Below are 26,629 nucleotides of genomic sequence, written 5' to 3' on the forward strand. Positions count from 1 at the left end.
CGCCGTTTGTGCGTACCCAGCGGTAACAGCCCAGGTCGGGGCCGGGCCCGATCAGGAGGTCAGCACCCGCAGCGCCGCCGTCACCGACTCCATCTGTTCGGTCTCGACGGCCAGCAGTACCTCGCGCAGTGCCTGGACGGCCGGAGCGGACAGGCCACGCAGGAAATCGATATCGGGGCTGGTCAGTGCGGTCCGGATATTCTCGCCGCACAGCGCGGCCACGGTGGCCGCGACGATCGCCACCGCCCGCTCGCCCGAGGCGGTCGCGGCGACGAATCCGGTATCGGAATGTGCCACGCCGACCAGGAATTCGGCGATGCGCTCATCGGACAGGGTCAGGTCGAGCACCGGCGCCTGGGGATTCGCCGACGGCGGCCGGACCAGTCCGTCCACCAGATCGGACGGGCCCGTGCTGGGCACGCTCAACGACAGCAGAACGGGTTCGGAGGCGGGCGTCGAATCGTGCGGCACATTTCCACCGTAGCGAGCGCAATGCTTGCGTAACCACGGGCCGTGACTTAGCTTAGGTTTACCTAATTATAGTCCGGGTTCGTCACTGGAGGTCTGTATGCGCCGCACGATCACGTCCGCCGCTCCATCCGCCGCGGAGCGGATCCGCAGTGCGTGCGCCCACGCCGAGAGTTCCGTCCTGGCCCTGCCCGGCACCGATCCGATTCCCACGACCGTGCACCACCTGCGGGCGTGCGGCGACGTGGTCGTCGCCGTCGCGCGCAATTCCGCGGCGGTCGCGGCCGCGGCGGCCGAGGTCGGTTCACCGGGTGTGCTGGAGCTGACCGACCACGCACCCTTGGCGTTGCGCGAACCCGTACGTGCGCTGGTCTGGTTGCGCGGACGCGTGCGCGCGGTACCCGGACATGCCCAGCGCGCCTTGGCCGCTCAGGTCGCGAGCGAATATCCGCATCCCGGCCTGCTCGATGTCGGCCATACCAGCACCCTGTTGCGAGTGGTGCTGGAATCGGCCGTCGTCGCCGATTCCGCCGGCGCCGAATCGGTCTGCCCGCACGATCTGCGCAGCGCCGACGCCGATCCGTTCTGGGAACTGGAGGCGGCCTGGTTGCAACATATGGACTCCGATCACGCGGATGTGATCGCCCGGCTGGCCCGCCATCTGCCGGTCCGGCTGCGCGGCGGCTCGGTGCGGCCGCTGGCCATCGACCGCTACGGCGTCACGCTGCGGGTCGAGGGCCCCGATACCGATCACGATGTGCGACTGCCCTTCCACGCGCCCGTGGACGACGTGCAGCAGTTGAGCCGCGCGGTGCGCATCCTCGCCGGCTGCCCGTTCTTCGATCGCATGCACGGCTCCGATCGCTCCGCCTGAGAGCACATCCGATACGGCCGGAACGCGGCATGCGGCGGACCACCCCTAGATTGTTCCTATGGTTCCGGCCGATCGTTTCGCAGCTGCCTGGCCCGATCCCGCTGCGGAGCGCGACCGGTTCGCGATCCGGGTGGAGATCGCGATCGTCCTGGTCGTCACCTTCGGGACGAGCGGGGCCGGTGCGGCACTGTCGCTGCTGGAAAGCGCGCTGGCACCGGGCGGAATCGGTGGTCAGCAGGTCGCGCTGAATCCCTCCCGGGCCGCGCAGTCGACGATCGATCTGCTGTTCCAGCTGTTGAGCGTCGCCCGCCTGATCGGATGGGGCGCGCTGGGACTGTATCTGTTGTGGCGCAGCGGAATCGGGCCGCGACTGGTCGGGCTGGCGCGGATCCGGTGGCGTGGTGATGTGGTCCCCGGTGTCGTCCTCGCCGCGGTGATCGGACTGCCCGGACTGGGTCTGTACCTGGCCGCCCACGCGCTGGGCATGAGCGTGACGATCGTGCCCAGTTCACTGCACGACCATTGGTGGCGGTTGCCGGTGCTGGTGCTCTCGGCCGTGGCGAATGCCGTGGCCGAGGAGATCATCGTCGTCGGCTATCTGATCAGCCGGCTGCGCACGCTCGGCTGGTCGGAGAACCGATCACTGGCCGCGTCGGCGCTGCTGCGTGGCAGTTATCACCTCTATCAGGGGCTGGGCGGAGGCCTCGGCAACCTGGTGATGGGGGTGATCTTCGGCCGGTACTGGCAGCGGACCGGACGGCTGTGGCCGCTGATCCTGGCACACGCGACGATCGATTCGGTGGCCTACATCGGCTACACCGCCCTGCACGGCCACGTCTCCTGGCTGCCGTGAGATCGCGCCGACCTGCGGAAATCGGCCACGTTCAGCCCTCCGGACGCATTGTGCCGACCGGCACAACGCCCCGGTCAGTACCATCTCGGTGGTGAACGGCGACGACCCCCAGCAGTATCCGCGGACCCGCCGGGTGCCGCCGCCGGCGGGCCCGGACGGTCGACGCATGCCGCCGCCGGACCGGCACGGACACGATCCGCGCGTCCCGCCCGGTTCCGGGCGGCCGATGCCACCCGGCTCGGGCCGCCCGCCGCATTCGGGCCGTCCTCCCGGTTCGGGACGGCCGCAACCGGGATCGGGCCATCCGCCCCGACGTCCACCGATCGAACCGACCCAGGTCATTCGCCGCGACGGCAACAATCCGCCGCTGGCCTGGTCACAGGCGCCGAGCAGCCCCGCGCGGCCGCGCGGCAACCCGCCGCCCTACGAATACGGCGGCGAACCACCCACCCACGCTCCGACCCAGCGCCCGGTGCCGTACCGGGAAGCACCGCCGCCACCGCCCCCGGCACGACCCCGCCGCACCGAGCGCCCGCCGCGCGAACCCCGTGCGCCGCGGGCCCGCCGGAAACGGCATTGGGGCAGGTGGTTGCTGATTCTGCTGCTCATCGTCATCCTGCTGCCGGTCGCCGGGCTGATCTATCTGGATCGCTCACTTCACCGCGTCGACGCGCTGGCCGCCTATCCGGACCGCGTCGCGCAGACGGCCGGTACCAATTGGCTGCTCACCGGATCCGATACCCGCGTCGGTCTGACGCCGGAACAGGAGAAGGAACTGTCGACCGGCGACAGCGCCGACGCGGGTGGTGAGCGCAGCGACACCATCATGCTCGTGCACATCCCGAAATCGGGTGCGCCCACCGTGGTGAGCCTGCCGCGCGATTCGTATGTGAGCATTCCGGGTGTCGGCAAGGACAAACTCAACGCGGCGTTTTCCGCCGGTGGCCCGAAATTGCTGGTGCAGACGGTCGAGAACGCGACCGGCCTGCGCATCGACCATTTCGCCGAAATCGGCTTCGGCGGTTTCGCCGGCATGGTCGATTCACTCGGCGGTATCGATATGTGCCTGCCCGATGCGATCGACGATCCGAAGGCCGGTATCGACCTTCCGGCCGGATGTCAGCATCTGTCCGGCTCTCAGGCGCTCGGGTTCGTGCGGACCCGCGCCACCCCGCGAGCGGACCTGGACCGCATGAACAATCAGCGGCTGTTCCTGTCCGCGCTGCTGGAGAAGGCGACCAGCGCGGGTACGCTCGCCAACCCGTTGAAGGTGTGGCCGCTGGCCCGCGATGTGGCCTCCTCGATGCAGGTCGACAACGGCGATCACATCTGGGATCTCGGCCGGTTGGGCTGGGCGCTACACGGTAAGACGATCGCCACCACCGTGCCGATCGGCGGCTTCGTCGACGAATCGGGTTCCGGCAACGTGCTGCTGTGGGACAAGGATCGGGCGAGCCGCTTCTTCGACGCACTGGCACACGACCAGGCGGTCCCGGACGATCTGCTCACCCGGTAGCGTCGGGGTATGTCCGGCACCGGCCCCTTCCCCGACCTGTTGCGCGCGCAGATTCGACGCGAATTCACCGCCTCACAGCAATATCTCGCCGCGGCCGTCCATTTCGACGCGCAGCGGCTGCCGCAGCTGGCACGTATCTGCTATCTGGGCGCGGAGGACAAACGCGCCCATGCCCTGCGGATGGTGCGATATCTGCTCGACCGGGATGTCGCCGTCGCGGTCACCGGTACCGACGAGGTGCGCTCGGATTTCGAATCACCCTCGGCCACCGTGGAATTCCTGCTGACTCGCGAACGGGAACTGACCGATCACATCACCACGCTGACCCGCACCGCCCGCGACGCGGGAGATTATCTCGGCGAGCAGTTCGTTCGCTGGTTCCTCGAGGATCAACTCGCGGAGGTCGCGCGGCTCACCACCCTGGCGGCGGTGTGCGAGCGAGCGGCGGGCAATCTGTTCGACATCGAGGAGTTCGTGGCGCGCGAGATCCCGGCCACACGCACGCCCGACGCCTCCGCTCCGAAACCGGCGGGAATCGCGCGGCGATGAAAATGCGAGGGCGCCCGAAATCGCAGGCAGCCGGCGAATTCCGAATTGCGGCCGCGCCGCTCGGGTGAGGCGCCGGTAACTAAGGCAATACTTGCCTCATTAAGGGTGTACTTGGATGACAGCCGAACTTGACCAGCACTAATGTCGGATTCATGTCCAGCCACGCCGATTCCTCGCACAGCAAATTTCACGCCCTGCTCCACGATCAGATCCGGCATGAATTCAATGCCGAGCACCAGTACATCGCGATCGCGGTGTGGTTCGACAATGCCGATCTGCCGGTTCTGGCGAAGCACTTCTATGCCCAGGCCATCGAGGAACGCAATCACGCGATGATGATCGTGCGGTATTTCCTCGATCGGGACATGAGCGTCGAACTCTCCGGGGTCGACGCCGCGCGGTCGCAATTCGAGAATGCGCGCGAGCCGATCCAATTGGCGCTCCAGCAGGAGAAGACCGTCACCGAGCAGATCGTCCAATTGGCCAGCACCGCCCGCGAGGAGGGCGATTACCTGGGCGAGCAGTTCATGCAGTGGTTCCTGAAGGAGCAGGTCGAGGAGGTGGCGCGGATGACCACGCTGCTCACCGTCGCCGACCGGGCCGGATCGAACCTGTTCGATCTAGAGTATTTCGTCTCGCGCGAGATGAGCGGTCCGAGCGATACTTCCGGGGCGCCGGCGGCGGCCGGCGGAAATATCTGACGCGAGAGACATCGACGAACTCGGCCTGCCGTCCGGCGGGCCGAGTTCGTCGTATGGTGCCGGTGTGGAACGCTTGTCCCGCAGTGGGTTTCGCTAGCGCAGCGTGACCTGGCGCGAGCGCAGTCCGTCGCGGGAGCGCCGCTCCTCCGAGCTCAGCGGCGCGTCGGAGGCCAGCGCCTCGGCCAGACGGGCACCGAATTCGTGTGCGGGAGTGACCCATTCGTTCGGGTGCCGTTCGCGATCCAGATCGAAGACCGGCACCAGCAGGCCGTGCGTGCGGAATGAACCCGCGAATCGGGAGCCGTCGCCCAGGTGCAGTCCACCCGCGGCGTGGACGCGTGCGAGGGCCAGCATCAGGGCATCTTCGTCCTCGGGCCGGACCCAGCGCAGATGCGCCTTCTCGCCGGCGTCGACCCACCAGGCCGCGCCCACGGATTCGGCGCCGAGGGCCAGCCGATCCGACGGCATGATCGCCTGATCGGCCTGGTCGATGGTCGCGGCGACCTGCGGATCCGGCGTGACGCCCTCCGGCACCCACCACTGGAAGTTCTGGTGGACGGTCAGATCCAGATTCGCCTTGGGATCGATGACCTCGGACAGCGAGGGCACCGCGTCCTGGGCGGCTTCGCTTGCCGCGGTGAGCGATTCGCCGGGTTCGGCGGCCTGCGTCCACAGAATCGCGGCGGCCAGATCGGCGGCCGGATCGTCCGACTGGACCTGCACCTGCGCACCGACGAATCCGGTCGGCTCGTCACCCGCGCGAACCAGGGCGGCGACCGCGCCGGGCAGCACGGTGGCCAGCGTCACCGGGCGCTCGGCGGAGACGCCCGCGGCCAGTTCCAGGGTCGCGGTCGCCGACGGGACGAACTCGCGGAGTGCGACCAGATCGCATTCGGCGGCCAGCCCGGCGAAGGGGCGCGTCACGGCCGAAGCGGCCTGCTGTTGCGCCGCACGACGTTCGGCGAGGCGCTGGGCCCGGTTGCTGTCGGGCTTGGGACTGTTGCGCTTGCTCTTACCCACGAACGCAGAACCTACAGGTTCCCGCGGCCGCCGCCGCGCAGGGGCGCACCGAATTGCCGCGCAGGCGTGGACAGAATTCGCCGCGGAGGGCGAACCGATTCCCCCGCCGGACTGTCCCGTTCGATCAGATACCGTCCAGCACGTTCTTGGTCCGGCCGGGATGGTTGGTCGCGACCCAGCTGACGCCCAGCTCCGCGCACAGTTCGACGTCCTGGGGATCATCGACGGTCCAGCAGTAGGTGGCGCGTCCGGCGGCAGCGGCCTTGTCGACCAGTTCGGGATGTTCGCGCAGGGTTTTCACCGACGGGCCGACGGCGGTGGCACCGACCGTCGTCGCGGCGCTGCCGCCCAGATACCGCGAGGATTCGCCGAGCAGCACGGTCGGCAACAGCGGCGCGGCCCGGCGGATGCGCCACACCGCGGTGGCGGCGAACGACATCACGACCGCGCGGGAATGGTCCGCCGAGGCCGGTGTGGCGATGCCGAAGCGCTGCAGTTCGGCCAGCACCTTGTTCTCCACCAGCGCGCCGTAGCGGACCGGATGCTTGGTCTCGATGAACAGTTTGGTCGGCCGGCTGCGCCAGTCCAGTACCAGCGTGATCAGCTCACTCAGCGTCAGCACCGGTGCGGGGCTGCCGTTGCCGCCGAAGTCGAGATCCCGCAGCTCGTCGAGGGTCATCTCGCTGACCAGGCCGGTGCCGGACGAGGTGCGATCCACCGTGCGGTCGTGCACACAGACCAGGTGACCGTCACGAGTCAGCCGGACATCGCATTCGACACCGTCCGCGCCCTCCTCCAATGCCAGCTCGTAGGCGGCGAGGGTGTGTTCGGGACGGGTACCCGACGCACCCCGGTGCGCGACCACGAACGGTGCGCGATTGCCCTGGCTCACTTGGCCATGACCTCCTCCTGTTCGACGCGCTCCGCCTCGGTGTTCTCGGCGCCGGTGTTCCCGGCTTCGGTGTGCTGTGTTTCGGCGTTCCCGGCGGCCGCCCGGTCCGCGGTTTCCACCCCGGTGACCGGATGGACGGGCTCGATCACCGGTACCGCCGGACCGGCCGCGGGCAACCAGCGCTTGGCCGTCCGGATCCGGCCGCGCAGATCACGACCCTCGCACATCCGCAGCACCCACAGCGACAGCACCGCCGCCGCGACCGCGACCAGATCGGTGTAGACCGTGAAGATCACACCGTCGGCTTGGCCCTGCAGCGTATCGGCCGTACGCCAGAACAGCGACGCAATGACCATCACACCGTTGAGAACCCAGACACCCCACCAGATCCGCACCGCGCGCAGCGTGCGTGGGTCACCGCCGAGCTGGCAAGCCAGTTCGGTGAGGAAAACACCCGGCCAGACCAGATTGACCACCGGGATGAGCCCGCCGCACAGCAGCGCCCGCAGGGAGCGGGGATCGCGGCGGCCGTTTCCGGCGTAGGCGCTGCGACGAGCACGGACCAGCCAGCCGAGCAGGCCGATCGCGGTGATCAACGCGCAGATCAGGGCGGCGACCGAGGTCGCGTAGACGGTGAGGTCGGAGAAGAACAGCAGCAGCGGCTGGATCAGCCGGGTGCGGTTGCGCAGCAGAATCAGATAGCGGCCGAATTCGGCGACCGCCGACAGTCCGAACAGGATGACGGTGGCCGGCAGCAGACCGGCGACCCGTTCGGTCAGCCAGTGCAGGACGGCCTGGATCCGGTTCTGCGGCGCGGCGGCGAGGTGCGGCGGCCGGTCCTGCAGTCCCCAGCGCGGAATTTCGGTGTAGCGCGGGGTGGCCGGATCGATCGCGGGCGCCGGACGCGGGCGTTCGACCCGCGGGCCGCGGCCCGGCGGGCGGGCCACCCAGCGGTAGTTGCGCCGTTCCGGCGGGGCATCGACGGGCGCCGGTGACAGCAGCACACCGCGGCAGCGCGGGCACCAGTGCATCGGGGTGCCGTGCACCGCCCAGCGGGCGCCGCACCGGGCGCAGGGTTGCACGACCGTACTCACCGGGCTGCTCCCCCTTCCATCCTGTCGACCTTCATCATTGGGTGTGCGGTTGCGCTCGTATTCGACGGCTCGTCAGTAGATTTTCGCCTCGATGTCGCCCGCGCCGATCAGCGGGCGTCCGGCCTGCTGCCAGGCGACCATGCCGCCGACGACCTGGTAGACCTCGAATCCCACGTACGCGAGATATTTGGCGACCTCGATCGAGCGTCCGCCCTGGCGGCAGACGACGTAGATGTCGGCGTCGTAGTCCAGCTCGTCCAGACGTGCGGGCACGTCGATCATCGGGATGTGCAGCGCGGCCGGCGCGTGGCCGAGCTGCCATTCGTCGTCCTCGCGGACATCGAGCAGGATCGCGGACGGGGCGCCGGCTCCGGATCCGGCACCCGCCGACGGTGCGGCGTCGAATTCGGCAGGCAGATCCTGGACCGGCACCGAGGGGATTTCGGAGCTCGTCACAATGGACGATCCTGCCACGTCCCCCGGATCGGCGGGGAGACCCGGCAGTCGATCGCCCGGGTGAACTCCAGGTTTGTTCCGGCCGTCCATACCGTGCCGCACACCCCGGGCACACCGACCTGTGTATATCTCAACCCCAGTTATCCACATAATCCACAACCTCATCCACAGGTTGCGACTTGCGAGACCGGTCGGTTCGCATCAACCGATTCGGGAAAACGGAACGGGGGCCGCTCCGGGACTCCCCTCCTCGGTCCCGGAGCGGCCCCCGCCGCCGCCTGCGGGTCTCCTGCGCTGGTCAACGGCGGATCACCGGCCGCTACGAGAGCCCGACACATACTTGGACGGGGCGGCTGACCGATCGGTTCCCTCTCTTCGGCAAAAAAACGACAACACTAGCGAGAAACCCAAATACCGGGCTCTACGGCGGGGAATCGGTAGCCTGACGCTATGGACGCGAGCAGGGCGTTACTCGACGGATTGGATACGACCGGGCTCAACACCGCACTCGCCGAGGCGACCTGTCTCGGACTCGTGGTCGACGCCGCGGACGGACGACTTCGAATCGAACTGGAGGTACTCACCCTCCCCGGTGACGGGCAGCCCGCCGACGGCCGGGTGTCGCTCACACTGTCCGGGGTCAGCCGGGTCGCGGCATCCCTGCGCCGGCAGCGCTGGGACGATCTGGCACCGCGCATCTTCCCGCTCACCCTCGACACCCTCGGGGACGCCATCGCCGGATTCGGCGGCGGCGCCCTGCACGGCTGGGATTTCATCGACGTCGACGACAGTGGCTGGGCGCTGTGGCGCGAGCTGCTGAGTTTCGACACCACGATCAGCGCTCGGACCCCGGCCCACGTCCTCGAGTTCTCCCAGCAGGAGGGCACCGATCCGCGCGAGCTGGATGTGCGGGTCTGGTTCGAGGACGTCACCATCGAGACCGCCGACGGAACTCTGGTCGGCCTCGACGAATTCGCGGCCGGCGCGCGGCGCTGGTGGAAGGCACACGACTCGTGCGATCCGCGCACGATGCTGCCCGACGTCGCACCGCCGATGTAGCCGCCGGCCCACCGCCGGCGTGGCGGAACTCCGTACCGCGATCCGGGCGAAATCGCGCCGACATGCGTTCAGCGTGAATAAATCTCCGAGCCGGGGCATACCACGGGCGTGCGCCCTCGATCCTGGCCGAGCCGTCGATTTCGGGCCGTGGGAATCTAGGGTGGACCGGACCCGGTTGCATCGAGCGGGTGTACGAATGAAGGTTGGTGTGCTCGACATGACCGGGTACACGCGCCGACATCATGAGGAAGGGACATCGTGGCTGAGTACACGCTGCCAGATCTGGATTACGACTACGGCGCCTTGGAGCCTCACATCTCCGGGCAGATCAACGAGATTCACCACTCGAAGCATCACGCCGCATACGTCGCCGGCGTCAACACCGCGCTCGAGAAGCTGGAAGCCGCGCGCGAGGCCGACGACCACGGTGCGATCTTCCTGCACGAGAAGAACCTGGCCTTCCACCTCGGTGGTCACGTGAACCACTCCATCTGGTGGAAGAACCTGTCCCCCAACGGCGGCGACAAGCCGGTCGGGGACCTGGCCGCCGCGATCGACGACCAGTTCGGATCGTTCGACAAGTTCCGCGCGCAGTTCACCGCTGCCGCCAACGGCCTGCAGGGCTCGGGCTGGGCGGTGCTGGGTTACGACACCCTCGGTCAGAAGCTGCTGACCTTCCAGCTGTACGACCAGCAGGCCAACGTGCCGCTCGGCATCATCCCGCTGCTGCAGGTCGACATGTGGGAGCACGCCTTCTACCTGCAGTACAAGAACGTCAAGGCCGATTACGTGAAGGCGTTCTGGAATGTCGTCAACTGGGCCGACGTGCAGGAGCGCTTCGCCAAGGCCGTCGCTCAGGGCAAGGGCCTGATCTTCGGCTGATATGCCTCTCCGCGACTTCAGGCCATACCCGCCGGGTATGGCCTGAGTTGCGTTTCGGCCGTGTTACCTGCGATTTAGCACTCTCTGGTACTTGTGTGCCAGACATTGTTCGAGTCATTCTCGGGTACTCCTATCGCACGATAGGTCGAGGACGGGCTCGCTCATCGCGGAGCCGCCCCCGTTGACAGTTCGGGAGGCATCCGATGCGTACGAACAATCCGGTCGGGATCACGCCGTTCCAGGCGCGCGGCATACTGCGTGGCTTCGTGATCTCCGGGCGCTGGCCCGATACGACCAAGGAATGGGCGCAACTGCTGGCGCTCGCGGTGCGGGTGGCGAGTCTGCCCGGCCTGCTGACCACCACGACGGTCTTCGGAGCGCGCGAAGAACTGCCCGACGATCCGCATCCGGACACCGTCGGACTGGTGGTGGCCGAGGGGCCGGTATTGGGCGAGGAAGCGATCGAACCGGGACGCTTCGCCGATCATGTGCCACCCGCGTTGATGATGTTGCATCCCCCCTCGGAGACCAATCCGTCGCTGCCCGAATGTGTCGGTGCCGCGTCGGGATGTGTTCTGCTGCCGGGCATTCCGCATCTGGGGCTCGCGCACCGGGCGGCGTGGGTGGAGGCCGAACTCGACGGCACGGTCACCTCGATGGTCAGCCGCGTGGGCGTGGACCCGATCTCGGATCCGGATACCGCGGTGCTGGCCATGCTGCTCGCCGCCTGAGGCCGACGGGCACCCCACCACCCGCGGCACGGACGTCCGAACCCGGTGCGGAGCCCCGGCGAAACACCTTCGACGGGTACCCGAAACTTTTCGGCCGCATCGCCAAACTTATTGTGCGCATTGCGATTTCGGCAACAGGGACTTGGCGGCAGCGCGCAGGTAAGGGTAGGCTGAAAGGCAGCGAAGGGGAGTAGCCCGCAATCGCATGGTCGACATACTGATCCGCTGGACGGATCCGGCCATCCGAACCGGATTTCCGGTGGGCGAGACCTTCGGCCGACGACAGACCGTTCATACGGGCGTGGTCGGCTGAGGGCGCCCCGTCTTCGGCCGATACGCCGGAGACCTGGGAGCCGATGATGATCGCCGCGATACTACTGAGCTTCGGCGTGCTCTTCGTCGCCGAACTCGGCGACAAATCGCAGCTGATGGCCCTGACCTTCGCGTTGCGTTACCGCTGGTGGATCGTGCTGGGCGGTATCACCGTCGCGAGCGTGCTGGTGAATGTGATCGCCGTCGGCGTCGGACATTTTCTCGGAGCGGCCCTGCCCACCGACTTCATCGCACTCTGCACCGGCCTCATCCTGCTGGCGGTCGGCGTGTGGACGCTGTGGGCGGCCCGGCACGAGGAACCCGATCCCGACGAACCCGAGACCGCCGGTCCCGCCTCCCCCGGCCGTGCCTTCCTCATCGTGATCTCGTCGTTCCTGCTCGCCGAACTCGGCGACCGCACCATGTTCGCGACCATCGCCCTGGCCTCGAATCACAGCTGGGTGGCCGTCTGGGTGGGTTCGGTCGCGGGCATGGTCGCCGCCGGCGGTCTCGCCATCGCCATCGGCATCACCGTCGGCAAGCACATTCCGGAGCGGGCGGTCGCCGTCGCGTCCGGCCTGCTGTTCCTGTACATCGGTGCCGCCACCCTGCTCGGCGCGATAGCGCCGGACCTGGGCAAACTCGGCGAGTATTCGATCGCGGCGGTGGTACCGCTGGTCGGCGGCGCGCTGTGGGGACTGCTCGGGCGGTCGAATCGGACCGACGAGGAGCCGGCGGAACCGCATTCACTGCACGGACGCTGAGGAACCCGCCCACGGCGGTCGGCTCAGCTCGGTTCGGCTGGGCCCGGTTCGGCTGGTCCCGGTTCGGCCAGTGCCGACAGATCGCGCGCCAGGTGAGCGGCGGCTTCGCGGAGTTCCGGAGGCTCCAGCACGTCGACCTCGAAGCCGAGGCGGACGACGCGAACCGCGAGCCAGTCGAGGTCGTCGCCGGCCACCACCAGTACCGACCAGCCGTCGCGATCGTCTTCGACGCGGCCGACCTGGGGCGGAATCAGATCACGTACCCGGGCGGAATCGGCGTGGACGCGGATCCGGGCGAGATGGCGGTAGGGCGCCTCGGCCACCGATCGCTGGACGTAGCCGACCGGATCCGGATGGTCCCGCGGCCGGAAACGCCAGGTCGTGGCGCGCACCTCCCGCATGCGGTCGAGGCGGAAGGTGCGCCAGTCGTCGCGATCGATATCGCGTGCCATCAGATACCAGCGCCGGCCGGTGGTGACCATGCGGACCGGTTCGACGGTCCGTTCACCGGCAGTCCCGTTACGGCCCGAGTACTGGAAGCGGACCCGGACGGCGTCGCGGCAGGCCCGGGCGAGGGTCATCAGCAGTTCCGCATCGATCTCGATACCCGGACCGACCATGGTCTCCGTGGCGTCGTGTACCGCGCGCACCTCGGCACGCAATCGGGGCGGCATCACCTGATCGAGCTTCGTCAGCGCCCGCAGCGCCGCCTCGCCCGCGCCGGCGACGGTTCCTCCGGTGGCCAGGCGCAGCGACACCGCCGTGGCGATGGCCTCCTCGTCGTCGAGCAACAGCGGCGGCAGCCGCGTCCCCGCACCGAGCCGGTATCCACCGCCGACGCCGGCCGTGGCCTGTACCGGATAACCGATCGCGCGCAGTCGTTCCACGTCGCGGCGCACCGAACGGTCGGTGACGCCCAGCTCGTCGGCCAGTTCCGTAGCGGTCCACGACGGCCGGCGTTGCAGCAGGGCCAGCAGCCGCAACACCCGTTCGGTGGTCGCCTCGACGGTCATTCGCTCATCGTGGCACAGATCGCGGAAGGTAGCTGTCCGCTATTGGCGCGAAGCTGTGCCCATGACCGACTGGAACACTCTGCTGCGCGAGCAGATCGACTGGCACTGGACTCAGCAGCTCCGCCCCCGGCTCGACGGACTTACCGACGACGAGTACTTCTGGGAGCCCGTGCCCGGCTGCTGGAATCTGCACCCGCGCGGCACCGGCAGCGCACCGATCCAGGGTGGTTCGGGCGCGATGACCATCGACTTCGCCTTCCCGCCGCCGGAGCCGGCGCCGTTCACGACGATCGCCTGGCGGCTGGGCCATGTGATCGTCGGCGTCCTCGCCGTGCGTAACGCGGCGCATTTCGGGCGCGCGGCCACCGATTACCATTCGTTCGAATACGCCGAGACCGCGAAAGACGCACTGGCCCAGCTCGATTCGGAATATGCCACCTGGCTGGAGGGCATCGGATCGCTGGACGAGGACGGCCTGAACCGTGCGTGCGGTGCTGCCGAAGGACCCTATGCCGAATTCCCGTTCTCGGCGCTGGTTTTGCACATCAACCGCGAACTGATCCACCATCTGGCGGAGGTGTGCCTGCTGCGCGACCTCTACCTGCACCACGACCGACAGGAGGCGAGCTGATGGCTCGCGATGTCCAGATCACCTTCGACTGCGGCGATCCCGCGGAATTGGCCGCGTTCTGGGCCGAGGCCCTCGGCTACCGGCTGCAGGATCCACCGCCCGGATTCCGGACCTGGGACGAGGCGCTGGCGGCCATGAACGTGCCGCCGGAACGGCGCAACGACGCCTCGGCGCTGATCGATCCGGAGGGCGCCGGCCCGCGGCTGTTCTTTCAGCGGGTGCCCGAAGGCAAGCAGGCCAAGAATCGAGTCCATCTGGATGTGCGGGCGGCCCCGGGCCTGACCGGCGACGACCGGATGGCCGCATTGGAGGCCGAGGCCGAGCGGCTGGTCTCCCGCGGTGCGACCAGGCTGCAGCGCCACGAACCCGCTCCCCCGCTCGGCAACGGTCACATCGTGATGGCCGATCCGGAGGGCAACGAGTTCTGCCTCGACTGAGCCGGCGTCCGGCGGTGGTCACCAGGGATCGAAATGCTCCCGCGGATCGGCGCGGCCGAGGGCGCCGGGGTCGGCGGGCGCGCCGCCGAACAAGTCGCCGCTGCGGTGAACCAGCTCGAGCATGGGCTCGCGCAATTCCCGCAGCCCGTCCAGATCATCGGCGGCGACGTGGGTGGTCACCATGGCGCTGAGGGCGGCGACCATGGTGCGGCACGCGAAGCGCTGCTGATCGGTGCGGGCGTCGAGAATGTCCGCGACGAGCGCGACGAACGATTCCTGCAGTTCCGCGCGCCGCGCGATCGCGGTGGGACCGGCTGCGTAGACCTCGACGAGGAACAGGCGCGCGTAGGCCGGTTCGGCGGCCAAGCCGTCGAGATAGGCGTCGAGGAGGGCGCCGATCGGCGGTTCGGCGGGGGCGTCGGGCCGCGGCCGCAGCGTGTCCTGGATGCGCGCGATCAGCTGTTCCACCGCCCGCTCGTAGGCCGCCTCGAAACAGTCCTCCTTGGAGCGGAACTGCTCGTAGAACGTCTCCCGCGACACTCCCGCACGCTTGATCACCGCCGCGACCGACGTGCCCACATATCCGTGGGCGGCCATCGCATCCGCCATCGCCGCGAGAATCCGGTCGCGCTGGTCTTGGACGACCGTTTCCCGCGGGATACCGTGGCGGCCCCGAGGTAGCCGGCGGTCCGCGGGGGCCGAGGCGGTCATGTGGCAACTCCATCGTTCGATCGCGTACCGGTTCACAAACGAAACTAGCTGGTTGTCTTCCATTCTGCGCGGCGCCGGCTTCCCACGCGGCGCACCCCCGGCTGTGACGGCACCCACGCCCGATATGGTGCTGTTGACGGAAGGCCAGTACCCATAGGGCCGTCACTAACGAGAGGACCAAACACCGTGGAGATTTCGGGCTCCGCCGCGATCATCACCGGAGCTGCGTCCGGTCTGGGCGCCGCGACCGCACAACGCTTCGCCGACCAGGGTGCGACCGTATTCGGTCTCGATCTGACTCAGTCGATCGAACGGGCCGGCGACAGCGTCCCCGCCGGTGTCACCCTGATTCCGACCGATGTGACCAGCAACGACGAGGTCGCCGCCGCGGTGGCGAAGGTCGTCGAATCCGGTGTGCCGCCGCGCATCGTGGTCAACTGCGCCGGTGTGGGCTGGGCGGGACGCATCCTGTCCAAGAACGGCCCGCACGATCTGGAGCTGTTCCGGACCGTGATCACCGTGAATCTGCTGGGCACCTTCAACGTGATGCGCCTGGCCGCCGACGCCATCTCCAAGACCGAGCCGGTCGACGAGTACGGCCAGCGCGGCGTCGTGATCAACACCGCGTCGGTGGCGGCGTTCGAGGGCCAGATCGGCCAGATCGCCTACTCCGCCTCCAAGGGCGGCGTGGCCGGTATGACCGTTCCGGCCGCGCGCGACCTGGCCCAGTTCGGCATCCGCGTCAACACGATCGCCCCCGGCATCATCGACACCCCGATGCTGGCCGGCGTCACCGAGGAGTACCGCAAGGGCCTCGAGGCCGGCGTGCCGTTCCCCTCGCGCCTGGGCCGCCCGGACGAGTACGCGCAGCTCGCGCAGTACATCACCGAGCACGACTACCTGAACGGCGAAACCTTCCGCATGGACGGTGCGCTGCGCATGGCGCCGCGCTGACGTCGAGCCGAGGCCGACACGGATTCCCGTGTCGGCCTTTTGCGTCGATCGCCCGCTTGTTGTGAACCATCACAATCTCGGCGGCGTAACTTCGGTGCGAGTGACCAGGTATTTCTCCCCAGGGGGAATTAAGGCTATGTTAAAGCCGATTCTACTGGGTAGTAAGTTCAAAAGGCCAGGTCGTGACGATGCAACTGGGTGACAGAGCACCACACTCGCGGGCGAGTGGATCGCCGAGACGGCGTGAGGGCGGTTTCCGCCGGATGGTCGCGCTCGGGGCTGCGGCATGTGTGGGCGCGGCGCTCGGTTGCGCGGCCGCCGGCACCTCCACCGCCACGCCGGTGAGCGAGTTCTACATTCCCCCGGCACAATTCGCGGCCACGCCGGGAGCGGTGATCAAGACCGAGGCGATGCCGGTTTTCGTGGCGCCGCCGGGATTCGGGCCGTGGCCCGCGAACGCGCAGAAGGTGATGTACACCTCGCAGACCCAGGACGGCGCTCCCACCGCGGTCAGCGGCACCTACCTCGACGCCACCGCCGCCTGGCAGGGCACCGGACCGCGGCCGACCGTCGTGATCGCGCCCGGTACCTCCGGACAGGGCGATCAGTGCGCGCCGTCGGAGGCCTTCGCCACCGGTCTCTACGCCCGGATCACCCCGCCGAGCATCTCCGCCAATCAGGAGGCGGTATCGGCGATGGTGTGGCATGCGCTGGGCGCCCGGGTTTTCGTCACCGACTACATCGGACTGGGCACACCCGGTGTCCACACCTACGTCAACCGGGTGGAAGAGGCGCACGCCGTTCTCGACGCGGCGCGCGCCGCGAATGCGCTCTCGGGTACCGGAGCGCAGACGCCGCTCGCCTTCTGGGGTTACTCCCAGGGCGGCGGTGCGACCGCGTCCGCGGCGGAGTTGCAGCCGAGCTACGCACCGGAGCTGAACCTGAAAGGAGTGTGGGCCGGCGCGCCGACCGCCGATCTGAGCGCGGTTCTGCAGAAGATCGACGGAAACCTCATCGGTGGTGTGGTCGCCTACGCCCTCAACGGATTTTTGGAACGCTATCCGGATTTGAAACCCGAGCTGGACAAGCACGTGACGCCGCAGGGTGAGAGCCTGCTCGCGGAACTGCGGGACAGCTGTGTGGGCGATGTAATCCTGAAGCATCCGCTCCTGCGCGGCAGTGACTTCACCCGGGACCATCGGCCGTTTATGGACAACCTGCGCGAAGTACCGGCGGCCATGGACATCCTGAACCGGCAGCGCATCGGCACCCTCAGCCCCACCGCACCGGTTCTGATCACCAGCGGGGTCAACGACGACACCGTGCCCTATCCGCAGGCGCGGCAGCTCGCCGACGACTGGTGCGGCAAGGGTGCCACCGTCACCTTCCGCAGTAACGGTCTCCCGCCGATCCTGCCCGGTATGGCGCTGCCGAACCACTTCGGTCCGGAGATCATCGACGGTTTCAGCCCGAGCGGTGTCATTCCCTATCTGATGGACCGGTTGAACGACAAGCCGGTCGCCGGTTGCACCGTCGACTGACGCGCCGCTGACGGCGGCCCGTTCCCAATCCGAGGCCCGCAAGGAAATTCCTTGCGGGCCTCGGTGTTTCGGTTGTCGTGGTCGGACGGTCGTGGTTGTCAGACGGACTTGGTGAGGCGGTCGGCCAGGAGCCGGGCGAAGTGGGCCGGGTCCTTCAGTTCGCCGCCTTCGGCCAGAACCGCTGTGCCGTAGAGCAATTCGGCCGTCGCGCCCAGATCCTCGGACTCCTTGTCCTTGGCGTACGCATCGCGCAGGCCGGTGACCAGCGGATGCTCCGGGTTGAGTTCCAGAATCCGCTTGGATTCCGGGAGCGCCTGGCCGGACGCGCGGTACATGCGCTCCAGCTGCGGGGTGAAGTCGAAGACATCACCGACGACACAGGCCGGAGAGGTGGTCAGGCGGGAGGACAGGCGGACCTCCTTGACGCTGTCGCTCAGCGTCTCCTGCAGCCACTTCAGCACCTCGCCGAAATCCTTCTCCTGCTGTTCGCGCAGCTGTTCGGAGGCCTTCTTCTCCTCCTCGGTCTCCAGATCGACCTCACCCTTGGCGATCGACTGGAACGGCTTGCCGTCGAAGTCCGGCACCGAGCCGACCCACATCTCGTCGACCGGGTCGGTGAGGATCAGCACCTCGAGGCCCTTGGCCTTGAAGGCCTCCATATGCGGGGAATTCTCGATCTGCTGCCGGGATTCACCGGTCATGTAGTAGATCTGGTCCTGGCCCTCGGCCATGCGCTCCACGTACTGCGCGAGCGTGGTCGGCTCGGAATCCGAGTGCGTCGAGGCGAAAGACGAGACCTGCAGAATGGTTTCGCGGTTGTCGAAGTCGGAGAGCAAACCCTCCTTGAGAACTCGGCCGAATTCGTTCCAGAAGGTCCGGTACTTCGACTCTGTCGCGGTGGCGTCGTCGGAGCCGGATTCGGCCGATTCGGCGCTCTGCAGATCCTTGATCGTCGACAGCACCTTGCGGACCAGGCGCTTGCGGATCATCTGAATCTGCCGGTCCTGCTGCAGAATCTCGCGCGAGACGTTCAGCGACAGATCCTGCGCGTCCACCACACCCTTGACGAAGCGCAGATACTCCGGCATCAGCTCTTCGCAGTTGTCCATGATGAACACCCGGCGCACGTAGAGCTGCACGCCGCGCTTGTGCTCGCGCATGAACAGATCGAACGGCGCGTGCGACGGGATGAACAGCAGCGCCTGATATTCGAACGTGCCCTCGGCCTTGAGCGGGATGATCTCCAGCGGATCGTCCCAGGCGTGCGAGACGTGCTTGTAGAACTCCTTGTACTCCTCGTCGGAGACGTCGCTGCGCGGGCGCGTCCACAGCGCCTTCTGCGAATTGAGCGTCTGCTCCTCGAGGATGGTCTTTTCCTGCTTCTCCTCGCCCTCACCCTCGGTGACGGTGCGCTCCACCTGCATCCGAATCGGCCAGGAGATGAAGTCCGAGTACTTCTTGACGATCTCGCGGAGCTTCCACTCCTGCGTGTAATCGAAGAGGTGATCGTCCTCGTCCGCGGACTTCAGATGCAGCGACACCGCGGTGCCCTGGGGCGCGTCGTCGAGGGTTTCGATGGTGTAGGTCGAGCTGCCGGCCGCGGACTCCCAGCGGGTGCCCTCGGACTCACCCGCACGGCGGGTGGTCAGCGTGACCTTGTCGGCCACCATGAAGGTCGAATAGAAGCCGATACCGAACTGGCCGATGAGGTCTTCGGAGCTCACCGCGCCCTCGCCGCTCTTCGATTCCAGCAGCTGGCGGCGCAGTTCCGCGGTGCCGGACTTGGCCAGGGTGCCGATGAGGTCGACCACCTCGGCGCGCGACATGCCGATGCCGTTGTCACGGACGGTCAGCACCCGGGCGTCCTTGTCGACCTCGAGTTCGATATGCAGATCCGAGGTGTCGACCTCGAGATCCTTGTCCCGGAACGACTCGAGCCGCAGCTTGTCCAGCGCGTCCGAGGCGTTCGAGATCAATTCCCGCAGGAAGGTGTCCTTGTTCGAGTAGACCGAGTGGATCATCAGTTCCAGAAGCTGATGGGTCTCGGCCTGAAACTCCAGTTGTTCGACGTGATCGGTCACGTGCAGATATTACGACGGACCGCGGGTGGCTCGCGAAAGTCGGTCATCGCGGGAACCTCCGCGTCGGCACTGTGCGCCCGCGGTTGTGCCGGCGCCATCCATTCGCGCAGCACCTGGGTGGCGCGGACGTCGTCCTCGTTGTATTCCAGCAGGCGGGTGCGCTGCGACAGATCGGGCGCGCCGTCGTATCCGACCGCCAGGCGATACCAGCTCATCGACGCCTCGCCGCCGGCCTCGGGATCGCGCCAGCCGAATCCGGCGACCGGGGCGATCTTCTTGAGCCCCTTGCCGTTCGGGCAGATGAACTGCTCCGACACCGCCTGGAACATATCCACCCACTGCGGACTGTCGACGAAGGCGCGGACCTCGTCCGCGGTCGGGACGCCGGGCCGTCCGGCGAATCGGCGCGCCGATTCGTAGAGCCACTTGTCCTCGGCCGTGCGCGAATAGCAGTAGGCGGCGAACGTCTTGCCCGCCGCGGCCGCGTCGGCGCGCACCGCCATCAGCCAGGTCCAGAATTCGGCGAACGAGCGGGCCTCGTCGGCGGTCGGCAGCGGGTCCCAGGTGAAGAAGGGGCGATACACCCCGTCGAGCAGGGTCCCCCACAGGTAGGCGCCGTACTCCTGATAGCTCTCCAGATCGACGTCGACCTCGACGTCGGCCCGGGTGACCCGCACCCGGTCCACGCGGCGGACCAGAGGCGCGCCCGAGATCCAGGCACGCGCGGTCACGACCGTCTCGGCGAACGGCTCGTACTGCCAGTCCTCGGGCTCCTCGGCGGTCCACTCGGCCAGGTCGTCGATGGTCTGCACACCGTGGCGGCGCAGCAGTTCGGCGCGTGAGCCGGGTGCGACGAGGCTGACGTCGCGGTGGGCCGCCAGCCAGCCCTCACAGCTCACGGCGGGCGGTTCGGTGATATCCGGACGCTCACCGCCGGTCACACTGGGCGCCCGCGTCCACCACGGGCATTGCCGGCATTCCGGCACCTTGGACGGAACCGTCGGCAGCTCACCGCGCACCACCGCGATGCGGTCGGCATAACGCCGGTCGTACTCGTCGAGCACCGGGGCCAGATCGTGCACCAGGATCCGGTCGAAGTGATAGCCGATGGCGCCGCCGACCAGCGCCGGACTGGCCAGCCCGTGCCGCTGCAACATGCGGTAGAGATGGGCCAGCCGCTGCTGGTCGCGCGGCTGGGTGCGGACCCGGACGTGCCGGTCGGGGCGCGGATCCCAGCGGTACAGATCGGAGGTGGTGGGATGGAAATCGGCCGGATCCGGCTGGCGCGGGTCGGTCACCTTGTGGTTGACCACGATGATCGGGATGTAGCCGCCGCGATCGGTATCGCGCAGCAGGATCTCGCAGCCGCCGCGACGGCCGGTATCGGCCTCCTGCGGCAGCAATGCGCCCCAAATGCGCTGCGCCCCTTCCGCACACGCGCGCAGCGTGTCCTCGGCGCGGCCGCTCGCGTGCTGATCCGGGTCGATGATCACCCATGCCCGCGGATCGGCGGCGACGAGTGTGTCGCGGACCTTCGAGCGATGCGCGGTGGCGGCGTCGCGGCGCTGTTTGACACCAGCGTCCTCCGGCACCCCCAGCAGCCGTTCCGGATGAGTCGCGTCCAGATGCAGCCGGTGCCGGCAGCCGACCAGCGCGCGGGCGTCGACATAGGCGATGCGCGGCGGGTGCTCGCCGGACCCGGCGGGCGCCGACAGGTTCGCCGGCCCGGCCGGAGCACTCGCCGGGCCGGCCGAAACCTGCTGCGCCCGTTCCACTTCGGCGGGCACCACGACGGTTCGTCGAGCAGCAGCCCGCCGCTCGTCGCCTCCGCCGTCCTCCTCGCGACCGTCTTGGTCGCCGCTGCCCGAATACACGCTAAGCAGTATGGTCCCTACCTCCGACACTCCCGCGAACCGCCTGCGTGCCGGGCGTACGCGGAGCCGCTACCTCGGCACTCACGCGGCGGGCGAGCCCGGATCGGCACGCGCCCCGACCGCGCATCGGCCGCCGCGACGGCGCCCCCGGGTGCGCATCCCGCTACAGTTGGCGCAAACCGTGTGGCATGTGGGTATATCAGCATGACGGAACTTCGTGACGGAGGGCTTTCGATGGGGTTGTTCACCAAGCGCAAGCGGCGTGCGGACCGCAAAGCCGAGGCGAAAGCCCTCAAGCACAAGGCCGCGATGGAGGCCAAACTCGGCGCCCGCAACGAACGCAAACGCCAGCGCGCCGAACTCCGCACCCAGCGCGATGTGGCGAAGGCACAGATCGCGGCATTGAAGGCCGAGGAGAAGGCCGCCCTCAAGACCGCCGAACGCGCCGACCGCGAACTGCTCACGGCGAGCCAGGTGAAGAAGTATCTGGGCGTGGCGCGGGTGCTGGTGCCGGTGCTGGCGCCGCTGGCCTACCGGGCCGCCACCTTCGTCCGCGGCCAGATCGACACCCGCCGCGCCCACCGGCTGGGTATCGGCCTCGGCGAGTTGGGCAACTTCACCGGTCACGGCGCCCGCCTGCAGGCCCGCATCACCGGCATCGAATCGACTCTGGCCGGTATCGAGAACTCCGGTGACAAGAGCGGCGAAACGCAGAAGTTCGTGGCCGCCACCCGCGACCGGCTCGCCAGCCTGTCCGCCGCCGTGCGGACCGCCGAGCAGATGCCCGCGCCGCGCCGCCGGGCGGTGCACAACTCCATCTCGCACGAACTCTCCGGCGTCGAAGCCGATATCCTCGCGCGCCTCGGCGTGCACTGACCGCCGTTCCGCCATGCTGCCTCGTGCCCGGCCCGCGACCGGATCCCCGCCGTCCCGGCGAGCGGTCCGGCGGCCGGGCATCGATGGGCTGCGCGGCGGCCTGGTCGGTATGGCGGTGGTGGTCCTCGCGACCGCCGCGCACGGCTGGGCCGACGGCGGCTATCCCGGCTCGGCGACGCTGGCGCTGCTCCTGCTGAGCGCGACGGTCGCCGGAACCTCAGCCTCGATGCTGCCGCCCGCCGGCGGTGCGTGGGGCCGGACCGGCGTCCTGGCGGCACTCGGTGGCGGACAGGCGGTTTCCCATATCGCGCTGAGTCTGCTGCCCGCCCACCGACCGGGTGAGACATCGTGCGGGAGCGGCTTTTCCGGGCTGACGTCGATCTTCCCGAGCGGCTGGATGACGCTGGCGCACACGCTCGCGACCGTGGCCTGTGCCGCGCTCATCGTGGCCGTCGAACGTCTGTATGCCGCTGTCTCCCACTCGGTCCGGGCCGTCACGACCCGGCCGCTGCCGCCGGTGGATATCGCCACACCCCGGTGGCGGAGTTCCGTGCGGCCACCGTGGCAGCAATGGCGCGCCGGCGCCCTCGGCTCCCGCGCACCACCGGTACTCGCCTGAACCGCTCCCCGACCACAGGCAATTCCCCCGGCACATCGCCGAGTACCGAGAAAGTCACCCATCGTGCGCTCAACTATGTCCACCTCACTGTCGCGCGCCCTCGTCGCGACCGGCGCCGCCGCAGGTCTCGCCCTGCTCGCCTCCGGCACCGCGGCCGCGCACGTCACCGCCGACGCGCCCGGCGCGGCCCAGGGCGGTTACGCCGTCATCACCTTCCGCGTGCCGACCGAATCGGCGACGGCGTCCACCACCAAGCTGACCGTCGCGCTGCCGCAGTTGTCCGCGGCCCGCACCGAACCCGTCGCGGGCTGGACCGCCAAGACCGAGAAGAACGACAAGAACCAGTTCACCTCCGTGACCTGGACCGCCAACCCGGGTAATCCCGGCATCACCCCCGAACAGTTCCAGCGCTTCGCCCTCGCGGTCGGTCCGCTGCCGAAGCAGGACAAGATCAGCTTCCCCGCCACCCAGACCTACAGCGACGGCAAGGTCGTCAACTGGAACGAACCCATGCCGGCCGGCGGCGACGAACCCGAGCACCCCGCACCGAGTGTCACGCTGGCGGCCGCCGGATCCGATCACGACCACGCGGCCGGCATGTCGAGCGAGGCCGACAGCGACGAGTCCGATTCCGACAACACCGCGCGCTGGCTGGGCGGTATCGGACTGGTGCTCGGCGCCCTCGGCGCCGCGCTCGGACTCGGCAGCCTGATCCGGAGCCGGCGCGCATGATGCGCCGCATACTGTTCGCCCTGGTCGGTGCGCTGGCGCTGGGCGGCCTGACGATCGCGGTCGCCGGTCCGGCTGCCGCGCATTCGACGGTGGTATCCACCGACCCCGCCGACGGCGCGAAACTCGCGTCCGGCCCGGCGCGGGTCAGCATCACCTTCAACGAGAATCTGCAGCCGAGCTTTCCGTCGCTGACCGTCGTCGGCCCGGACGGGAATCTGTGGTCGAAGGGAAAACCGGTGGTGGACGGGCCGACCGTCAGCGTCGAGGTCGGTGACCTCGGGCCGGCTGGCACCTACACGATCGCGTACCGCGTCACCTCCGCCGACGGCCATCCGGTCAGCGGCACCCGCACCTTCGAGCTGACCACGCCGGGGCACGGGACACCGGGGGCCAAGGCCGATGCCAAGAGCAGCTCCGGTGGTGACGGCGATTCCGGTGGCGTTCCGCTGTGGGTGTTCATCGTGGCCGCGGTCGTCCTGTTCGGCGGTGGGCTGGCGTTCGCGCTGTTCGGCGGTCGCTCCCGACGGCCGGGCAGCGGCGGCAAACCGTGAGGCCGGGGACGGCCGGCAGCAGATCGACCGCACTGCGTTACGCACTGCTGCTGGTCGTCCCGGCCGCCCTCGTCGGTGTCGCCGCCGGATGGGCGCTCGCCGCACCCGATCCGGTACAGGCCGAGGCGCCGGTACGCACCCTGGCCGACGGGCTGGGCGCCACGGTTCTCGGCCTCGCGGCTCTGCCGCGCCTGCACGACCGGCTGCGGCCCGCGTGGCGGCTGCTGGCCGTGTTCGGCGGGCTCTGGACGCTCGCGGAATTCGTGCTGCTGTCCACGGAGGCCGCCGAGGTGGTCGGGGTCCCGCTGAGCCGGTTGCGCGCCGGCGATTTCGGCGACTACGTCGCACATGTCAGCGGCGGCCAGATCGGCATCGCCGTGCTGATCGGCACCGCGGCGGTCGCCTGCTACAGCACGCTGGCCTTCCGGCGACCGGAGCGCGCGAGCGCCGACCTGGTGCTGGTCTTCGCCGCGGTGACGCTGGTGCTGCGGCCGATCACCGGCCATATGTCGCAGCAGACGCTGGGCTCGGTTCTGGCCGCGGTGCACGCTCTCGCGGCGGCCGCCTGGTTCGGTCTGCTGCTGGCGCTTGCGCTGGTGGTGCGCACCCGCGGTGAATGGGCGGTGATCCTGCCGCGCTATTCCGGCTGGGCGCTGCCCGCGGTGGCGGCGGTGACGGTGACCGGCGTGGTCAACGGGCTGGTCCGCGTCGGCGATCCGGTCGCGCTGGCCGACACCGGGTACGGCCGCATCCTGCTCGCGAAGACGATCATGGCCCTCGCGCTGCTCGGGCTCGGCTGGTGGTGGCGGCGCAGCTGGGTTCCGGTGGCCACCGACCATCGGATGAGTGCGGACGACTCGCTGCGCCGGGCCCTGATCGAGGTGGTGGTGATGGCGGCGGTGTTCGGCTTGGCGGCGACACTGTCGGTGACGGCCTGAGTCCGAGCCCGGGCCGGATAGGCCCTGCGAACTGGAGTGATAGCAATTACATCCGGTCCGGGCCGGACTGGAACACGTTACGGTTACGGCATGACCGCAGTGAAGATCGTGGCCGATTGCGCCGCGCCGGCCGAGACCGCGTTCGACTACGTCAACGACTATCGCCATCTGCCGGAATTCGTCACCGAGGTCCATTCCTTCCGCCCAATCACCGATCAGGTGGCCGGGCTGGGCGCGACGTTCGACACCGAGATCAAACTGGGTCCCGCCTCGCTGACCTCGCGGCTGCAGATCGTGCGCTGGGAGAAGAACGTCGCGATCGCGGTGAAGGCCGTGACCGGCTTCGAGATCGAATCGACCTTCCTGTTCCATCCTCGCGGCGACCGCGACTGCACGGTGGACGCCATCGTCGAGTACCGGGTACCGGGCGGGCTCGCGGGCAAGGTGCTGGGCAAGACCATCGAGCCGTTCGTCAAGCTGTCGGTCAAACACACCACCCACAATCTGACGACCAAGATCGCGGAGTATCAGCGCACCCTCGACAGCTGAACCGGCCGCGCCCGCGGCGGGCGGCGGGAAGGTCTCAGGATTCGATCGCCGCCCGCATGGCAAGCTTATTTGGTGACCGATTCAGCAAACCTAGTGGCAACCGCCGACCTCGCCGACGAGATCGGCCCCGAGATTCGTAGCTGCGATACGCAATTCACGCAGTTCGGCGGCAATCCGGTGTTCAGCGGGCGCATCGTCACCATTCGCTGCTTCCAGGACAATCTGTTGGTCAAGCAGACTCTCAGCGAACCCGGTGAAGGACGTGTGCTGGTCGTCGACGGCGGCGCGAGCGTCCACACCGCCCTCGTCGGTGACGTGATCGCCGGACGCGGCGTCGACAACGGCTGGTCCGGCGTCGTCGTCAACGGCGGCGTGCGTGACTCGGCGATTCTGCGCACCCTGCCCATCGGCATCAAGGCACTGGGCACCAATCCGCGCAAGAGCACGCAGACCGGATCCGGCGAACGCGATGTGCCGGTCGAATTCGGCGGCGTCACCTTCGTTCCGGGCGAGATGCTCTACAGCGATCACGACGGGGTCGTCGTCCGCGCGGAATGAGTCGCCGATCGCCGCCGGCCCCGCGCCCGCCGAACTATCCGCCTGCCACCCGCACGCGGTGGCCGGCGAGCGCGACCACGTCTCCGGCATGGAGCTGGCGGCCCCGCCGTAGTTCCACCTCGTCGTTGACGCGCACGAGCCCGGCGGCGATCACGGTCTTGGCCTCCGACCCGCTGTCGATGAGATTGGCCAGCTTCAGGAATTGCCCGAGTCGAATGACTTCGTCTTCGATCGGCACATCGACTGGATCCGACATGGGTTACATCTTTACCGCCGCGCCCGACGGGCCGCACGCCGCCCCCGTCGCGATGGGTACCGGGGTCCGGCGAAAGGATCGAATATGACCGTGCACGAGCAGGACTCGCCCGGTGGCCTTCTCCCCTCGGGCGGTCC

The 26,629-nt window shown here is 68.5% G+C and carries 30 protein-coding genes; 20 read left to right on the forward strand and 10 right to left on the reverse strand.

Translation table 11 applies throughout. The annotated features are described in order from the left end of the window. Positions 1-51: 51 nt before the first annotated feature. A complete protein-coding gene (locus tag AC5592_RS05555; protein WP_063063616.1) occupies positions 52-471 on the reverse strand; it encodes a hypothetical protein in 420 nt (139 codons plus the stop codon). 97 nt (positions 472-568) lie between these two features. On the opposite strand from AC5592_RS05555, the gene AC5592_RS05560 reads away from it, so the two are divergent. From AC5592_RS05560 to AC5592_RS05580, 5 genes are all read left to right on the forward strand, one after another. After that, positions 569-1,342, forward strand: a complete 774-nt coding sequence (locus AC5592_RS05560; RefSeq protein WP_063063617.1) for a DUF2470 domain-containing protein — start codon at positions 569-571, stop codon at positions 1,340-1,342. A gap of 58 nt (positions 1,343-1,400) precedes the next feature. Continuing rightward, positions 1,401-2,195 (forward strand): CPBP family intramembrane glutamic endopeptidase, encoded by a 795-nt coding sequence (locus AC5592_RS05565; protein ID WP_036496985.1) that lies wholly within the window; start codon positions 1,401-1,403, stop codon positions 2,193-2,195. A gap of 91 nt (positions 2,196-2,286) precedes the next feature. Continuing rightward, positions 2,287-3,711, forward strand: a complete 1,425-nt coding sequence (locus AC5592_RS05570) for an LCP family protein (protein WP_232329206.1) — start codon at positions 2,287-2,289, stop codon at positions 3,709-3,711. A 9-nt stretch (positions 3,712-3,720) separates the two neighbouring features. Continuing rightward, positions 3,721-4,260: a ferritin gene (locus tag AC5592_RS05575; protein WP_036496968.1), complete on the forward strand. Its 540-nt coding sequence runs from the start codon at positions 3,721-3,723 to the stop codon at positions 4,258-4,260. 152 nt (positions 4,261-4,412) lie between these two features. After that, positions 4,413-4,961 (forward strand): ferritin, encoded by a 549-nt coding sequence (locus tag AC5592_RS05580; protein WP_036496967.1) that lies wholly within the window; start codon positions 4,413-4,415, stop codon positions 4,959-4,961. A 93-nt stretch (positions 4,962-5,054) separates the two neighbouring features. Here AC5592_RS05580 and AC5592_RS05585 read toward each other — a convergent pair whose 3' ends face one another. From AC5592_RS05585 to AC5592_RS05600, 4 genes are all read right to left on the reverse strand, one after another. Further along, positions 5,055-5,981 (reverse strand): DUF5926 family protein, encoded by a 927-nt coding sequence (locus AC5592_RS05585; protein WP_063063618.1) that lies wholly within the window; start codon positions 5,979-5,981, stop codon positions 5,055-5,057. 124 nt (positions 5,982-6,105) lie between these two features. Further along, positions 6,106-6,873 (reverse strand): glycerophosphodiester phosphodiesterase, encoded by a 768-nt coding sequence (locus tag AC5592_RS05590; protein WP_036496965.1) that lies wholly within the window; start codon positions 6,871-6,873, stop codon positions 6,106-6,108. Beyond that, positions 6,870-7,967, reverse strand: a complete 1,098-nt coding sequence (locus AC5592_RS05595) for a DUF4328 domain-containing protein (protein WP_232329207.1) — start codon at positions 7,965-7,967, stop codon at positions 6,870-6,872. Before AC5592_RS05595 ends, AC5592_RS05590 begins: the two co-directional genes overlap by 4 nt. A gap of 72 nt (positions 7,968-8,039) precedes the next feature. Then, the gene (locus tag AC5592_RS05600) at positions 8,040-8,423 is read right to left on the reverse strand and encodes a rhodanese-like domain-containing protein (protein ID WP_232329208.1); all 384 of its coding nucleotides are present in this window, start codon (positions 8,421-8,423) and stop codon (positions 8,040-8,042) included. A 450-nt stretch (positions 8,424-8,873) separates the two neighbouring features. On the opposite strand from AC5592_RS05600, the gene AC5592_RS05605 reads away from it, so the two are divergent. From AC5592_RS05605 to AC5592_RS05620, 4 genes are all read left to right on the forward strand, one after another. Beyond that, a complete protein-coding gene (locus AC5592_RS05605; RefSeq protein ID WP_036496964.1) occupies positions 8,874-9,482 on the forward strand; it encodes a hypothetical protein in 609 nt (202 codons plus the stop codon). A gap of 258 nt (positions 9,483-9,740) precedes the next feature. Next, positions 9,741-10,364 (forward strand): superoxide dismutase, encoded by a 624-nt coding sequence (locus tag AC5592_RS05610; RefSeq protein ID WP_036496963.1) that lies wholly within the window; start codon positions 9,741-9,743, stop codon positions 10,362-10,364. 203 nt (positions 10,365-10,567) lie between these two features. Then, complete coding sequence (locus AC5592_RS05615) at positions 10,568-11,095, forward strand: hypothetical protein (RefSeq protein WP_036496962.1); 528 nt, start codon at positions 10,568-10,570, stop codon at positions 11,093-11,095. Positions 11,096-11,451: 356 nt separating this feature from the next. Next, entirely contained in the window at positions 11,452-12,171 is a 720-nt protein-coding gene (locus AC5592_RS05620; protein ID WP_232329209.1) for a TMEM165/GDT1 family protein, read from the forward strand. Positions 12,172-12,194: 23 nt separating this feature from the next. On the opposite strand, the gene AC5592_RS05625 is transcribed toward AC5592_RS05620, so the two are convergent. Beyond that, the gene (locus tag AC5592_RS05625) at positions 12,195-13,184 is read right to left on the reverse strand and encodes a helix-turn-helix transcriptional regulator (RefSeq protein WP_036496961.1); all 990 of its coding nucleotides are present in this window, start codon (positions 13,182-13,184) and stop codon (positions 12,195-12,197) included. Between the two features lie 61 nt (positions 13,185-13,245). On the opposite strand from AC5592_RS05625, the gene AC5592_RS05630 reads away from it, so the two are divergent. Then, positions 13,246-13,815: a DinB family protein gene (locus AC5592_RS05630; RefSeq protein ID WP_063063619.1), complete on the forward strand. Its 570-nt coding sequence runs from the start codon at positions 13,246-13,248 to the stop codon at positions 13,813-13,815. Beyond that, positions 13,815-14,252, forward strand: coding sequence for a VOC family protein (locus AC5592_RS05635; RefSeq protein WP_036496959.1), 438 nt, complete (start codon positions 13,815-13,817; stop codon positions 14,250-14,252). Before AC5592_RS05630 ends, AC5592_RS05635 begins: the two co-directional genes overlap by 1 nt. A gap of 18 nt (positions 14,253-14,270) precedes the next feature. On the opposite strand, the gene AC5592_RS05640 is transcribed toward AC5592_RS05635, so the two are convergent. Next, entirely contained in the window at positions 14,271-14,963 is a 693-nt protein-coding gene (locus AC5592_RS05640; protein WP_051024072.1) for a TetR/AcrR family transcriptional regulator, read from the reverse strand. Between the two features lie 186 nt (positions 14,964-15,149). On the opposite strand from AC5592_RS05640, the gene AC5592_RS05645 reads away from it, so the two are divergent. Further along, on the forward strand, positions 15,150-15,917 hold the full coding sequence (locus tag AC5592_RS05645; RefSeq protein WP_036496958.1) for an SDR family NAD(P)-dependent oxidoreductase: 768 nt from the start codon (positions 15,150-15,152) through the stop codon (positions 15,915-15,917). 263 nt (positions 15,918-16,180) lie between these two features. Then, positions 16,181-17,458, forward strand: coding sequence for a lipase family protein (locus AC5592_RS05650; RefSeq protein WP_083870496.1), 1,278 nt, complete (start codon positions 16,181-16,183; stop codon positions 17,456-17,458). Positions 17,459-17,556: 98 nt separating this feature from the next. Here AC5592_RS05650 and htpG read toward each other — a convergent pair whose 3' ends face one another. Continuing rightward, positions 17,557-19,539, reverse strand: coding sequence for a molecular chaperone HtpG (gene htpG, locus AC5592_RS05655; RefSeq protein WP_036496957.1), 1,983 nt, complete (start codon positions 19,537-19,539; stop codon positions 17,557-17,559). After that, a complete protein-coding gene (locus AC5592_RS05660; protein ID WP_084506410.1) occupies positions 19,536-21,254 on the reverse strand; it encodes a TM0106 family RecB-like putative nuclease in 1,719 nt (572 codons plus the stop codon). The genes htpG and AC5592_RS05660 overlap by 4 nt, the downstream gene beginning before the upstream one ends. A gap of 393 nt (positions 21,255-21,647) precedes the next feature. Here AC5592_RS05660 and AC5592_RS05665 point away from each other — a divergent pair, with 393 nt between their 5' ends. The 7 genes from AC5592_RS05665 to rraA all read left to right on the forward strand — a co-directional run bounded on the left by AC5592_RS05665 (position 21,648) and on the right by rraA (position 26,236). Continuing rightward, entirely contained in the window at positions 21,648-22,289 is a 642-nt protein-coding gene (locus tag AC5592_RS05665) for a DUF6474 family protein (protein ID WP_063063620.1), read from the forward strand. A gap of 13 nt (positions 22,290-22,302) precedes the next feature. Next, entirely contained in the window at positions 22,303-22,908 is a 606-nt protein-coding gene (locus AC5592_RS05670; protein WP_051024071.1) for a hypothetical protein, read from the forward strand. A gap of 75 nt (positions 22,909-22,983) precedes the next feature. Then, positions 22,984-23,640 (forward strand): YcnI family copper-binding membrane protein, encoded by a 657-nt coding sequence (locus AC5592_RS05675; RefSeq protein ID WP_062994898.1) that lies wholly within the window; start codon positions 22,984-22,986, stop codon positions 23,638-23,640. Then, a complete protein-coding gene (locus tag AC5592_RS05680) occupies positions 23,637-24,191 on the forward strand; it encodes a copper resistance CopC family protein (RefSeq protein ID WP_083870495.1) in 555 nt (184 codons plus the stop codon). The genes AC5592_RS05675 and AC5592_RS05680 overlap by 4 nt, the downstream gene beginning before the upstream one ends. Beyond that, positions 24,188-25,129, forward strand: a complete 942-nt coding sequence (locus tag AC5592_RS05685; protein WP_036496953.1) for a CopD family protein — start codon at positions 24,188-24,190, stop codon at positions 25,127-25,129. The genes AC5592_RS05680 and AC5592_RS05685 overlap by 4 nt, the downstream gene beginning before the upstream one ends. Positions 25,130-25,219: 90 nt before the next feature. Beyond that, positions 25,220-25,678: an SRPBCC family protein gene (locus tag AC5592_RS05690; RefSeq protein WP_036496952.1), complete on the forward strand. Its 459-nt coding sequence runs from the start codon at positions 25,220-25,222 to the stop codon at positions 25,676-25,678. A 72-nt stretch (positions 25,679-25,750) separates the two neighbouring features. Further along, on the forward strand, positions 25,751-26,236 hold the full coding sequence (gene rraA / locus AC5592_RS05695) for a ribonuclease E activity regulator RraA (protein WP_036496951.1): 486 nt from the start codon (positions 25,751-25,753) through the stop codon (positions 26,234-26,236). Between the two features lie 34 nt (positions 26,237-26,270). Here rraA and AC5592_RS05700 read toward each other — a convergent pair whose 3' ends face one another. Next, the gene (locus AC5592_RS05700; RefSeq protein ID WP_030516732.1) at positions 26,271-26,492 is read right to left on the reverse strand and encodes an RNA-binding S4 domain-containing protein; all 222 of its coding nucleotides are present in this window, start codon (positions 26,490-26,492) and stop codon (positions 26,271-26,273) included. Positions 26,493-26,629 lie beyond the last annotated feature (137 nt).

The sequence above is a fragment of the Nocardia violaceofusca NBRC 14427 genome (assembly GCF_963869435.1).
GTDB classification, from domain to species: Bacteria; Actinomycetota; Actinomycetes; order Mycobacteriales; family Mycobacteriaceae; genus Nocardia; species Nocardia aobensis.

Coding starts and splice junctions, on each gene's coding strand:
- AC5592_RS05560 (WP_063063617.1), top strand. CDS start 569: ATGCGCCGCACGATCACGTCCGCCGCTCCATCCGCCGCGGAGCGGATC.
- AC5592_RS05565 (WP_036496985.1), top strand. CDS start 1,401: ATGGTTCCGGCCGATCGTTTCGCAGCTGCCTGGCCCGATCCCGCTGCG.
- AC5592_RS05575 (WP_036496968.1), top strand. CDS start 3,721: ATGTCCGGCACCGGCCCCTTCCCCGACCTGTTGCGCGCGCAGATTCGA.
- AC5592_RS05580 (WP_036496967.1), top strand. CDS start 4,413: ATGTCCAGCCACGCCGATTCCTCGCACAGCAAATTTCACGCCCTGCTC.
- AC5592_RS05605 (WP_036496964.1), top strand. CDS start 8,874: ATGGACGCGAGCAGGGCGTTACTCGACGGATTGGATACGACCGGGCTC.
- AC5592_RS05615 (WP_036496962.1), top strand. CDS start 10,568: ATGCGTACGAACAATCCGGTCGGGATCACGCCGTTCCAGGCGCGCGGC.
- AC5592_RS05620 (WP_232329209.1), top strand. CDS start 11,452: ATGATGATCGCCGCGATACTACTGAGCTTCGGCGTGCTCTTCGTCGCC.
- AC5592_RS05625 (WP_036496961.1), bottom strand. CDS start 13,184: ATGACCGTCGAGGCGACCACCGAACGGGTGTTGCGGCTGCTGGCCCTG.
- AC5592_RS05630 (WP_063063619.1), top strand. CDS start 13,246: ATGACCGACTGGAACACTCTGCTGCGCGAGCAGATCGACTGGCACTGG.
- AC5592_RS05635 (WP_036496959.1), top strand. CDS start 13,815: ATGGCTCGCGATGTCCAGATCACCTTCGACTGCGGCGATCCCGCGGAA.
- AC5592_RS05640 (WP_051024072.1), bottom strand. CDS start 14,963: ATGACCGCCTCGGCCCCCGCGGACCGCCGGCTACCTCGGGGCCGCCAC.
- AC5592_RS05650 (WP_083870496.1), top strand. CDS start 16,181: ATGGTCGCGCTCGGGGCTGCGGCATGTGTGGGCGCGGCGCTCGGTTGC.
- AC5592_RS05665 (WP_063063620.1), top strand. CDS start 21,648: ATGGGGTTGTTCACCAAGCGCAAGCGGCGTGCGGACCGCAAAGCCGAG.
- AC5592_RS05670 (WP_051024071.1), top strand. CDS start 22,303: ATGCTGCCTCGTGCCCGGCCCGCGACCGGATCCCCGCCGTCCCGGCGA.
- AC5592_RS05675 (WP_062994898.1), top strand. CDS start 22,984: ATGTCCACCTCACTGTCGCGCGCCCTCGTCGCGACCGGCGCCGCCGCA.
- AC5592_RS05680 (WP_083870495.1), top strand. CDS start 23,637: ATGATGCGCCGCATACTGTTCGCCCTGGTCGGTGCGCTGGCGCTGGGC.
- AC5592_RS05690 (WP_036496952.1), top strand. CDS start 25,220: ATGACCGCAGTGAAGATCGTGGCCGATTGCGCCGCGCCGGCCGAGACC.
- AC5592_RS05700 (WP_030516732.1), bottom strand. CDS start 26,492: ATGTCGGATCCAGTCGATGTGCCGATCGAAGACGAAGTCATTCGACTC.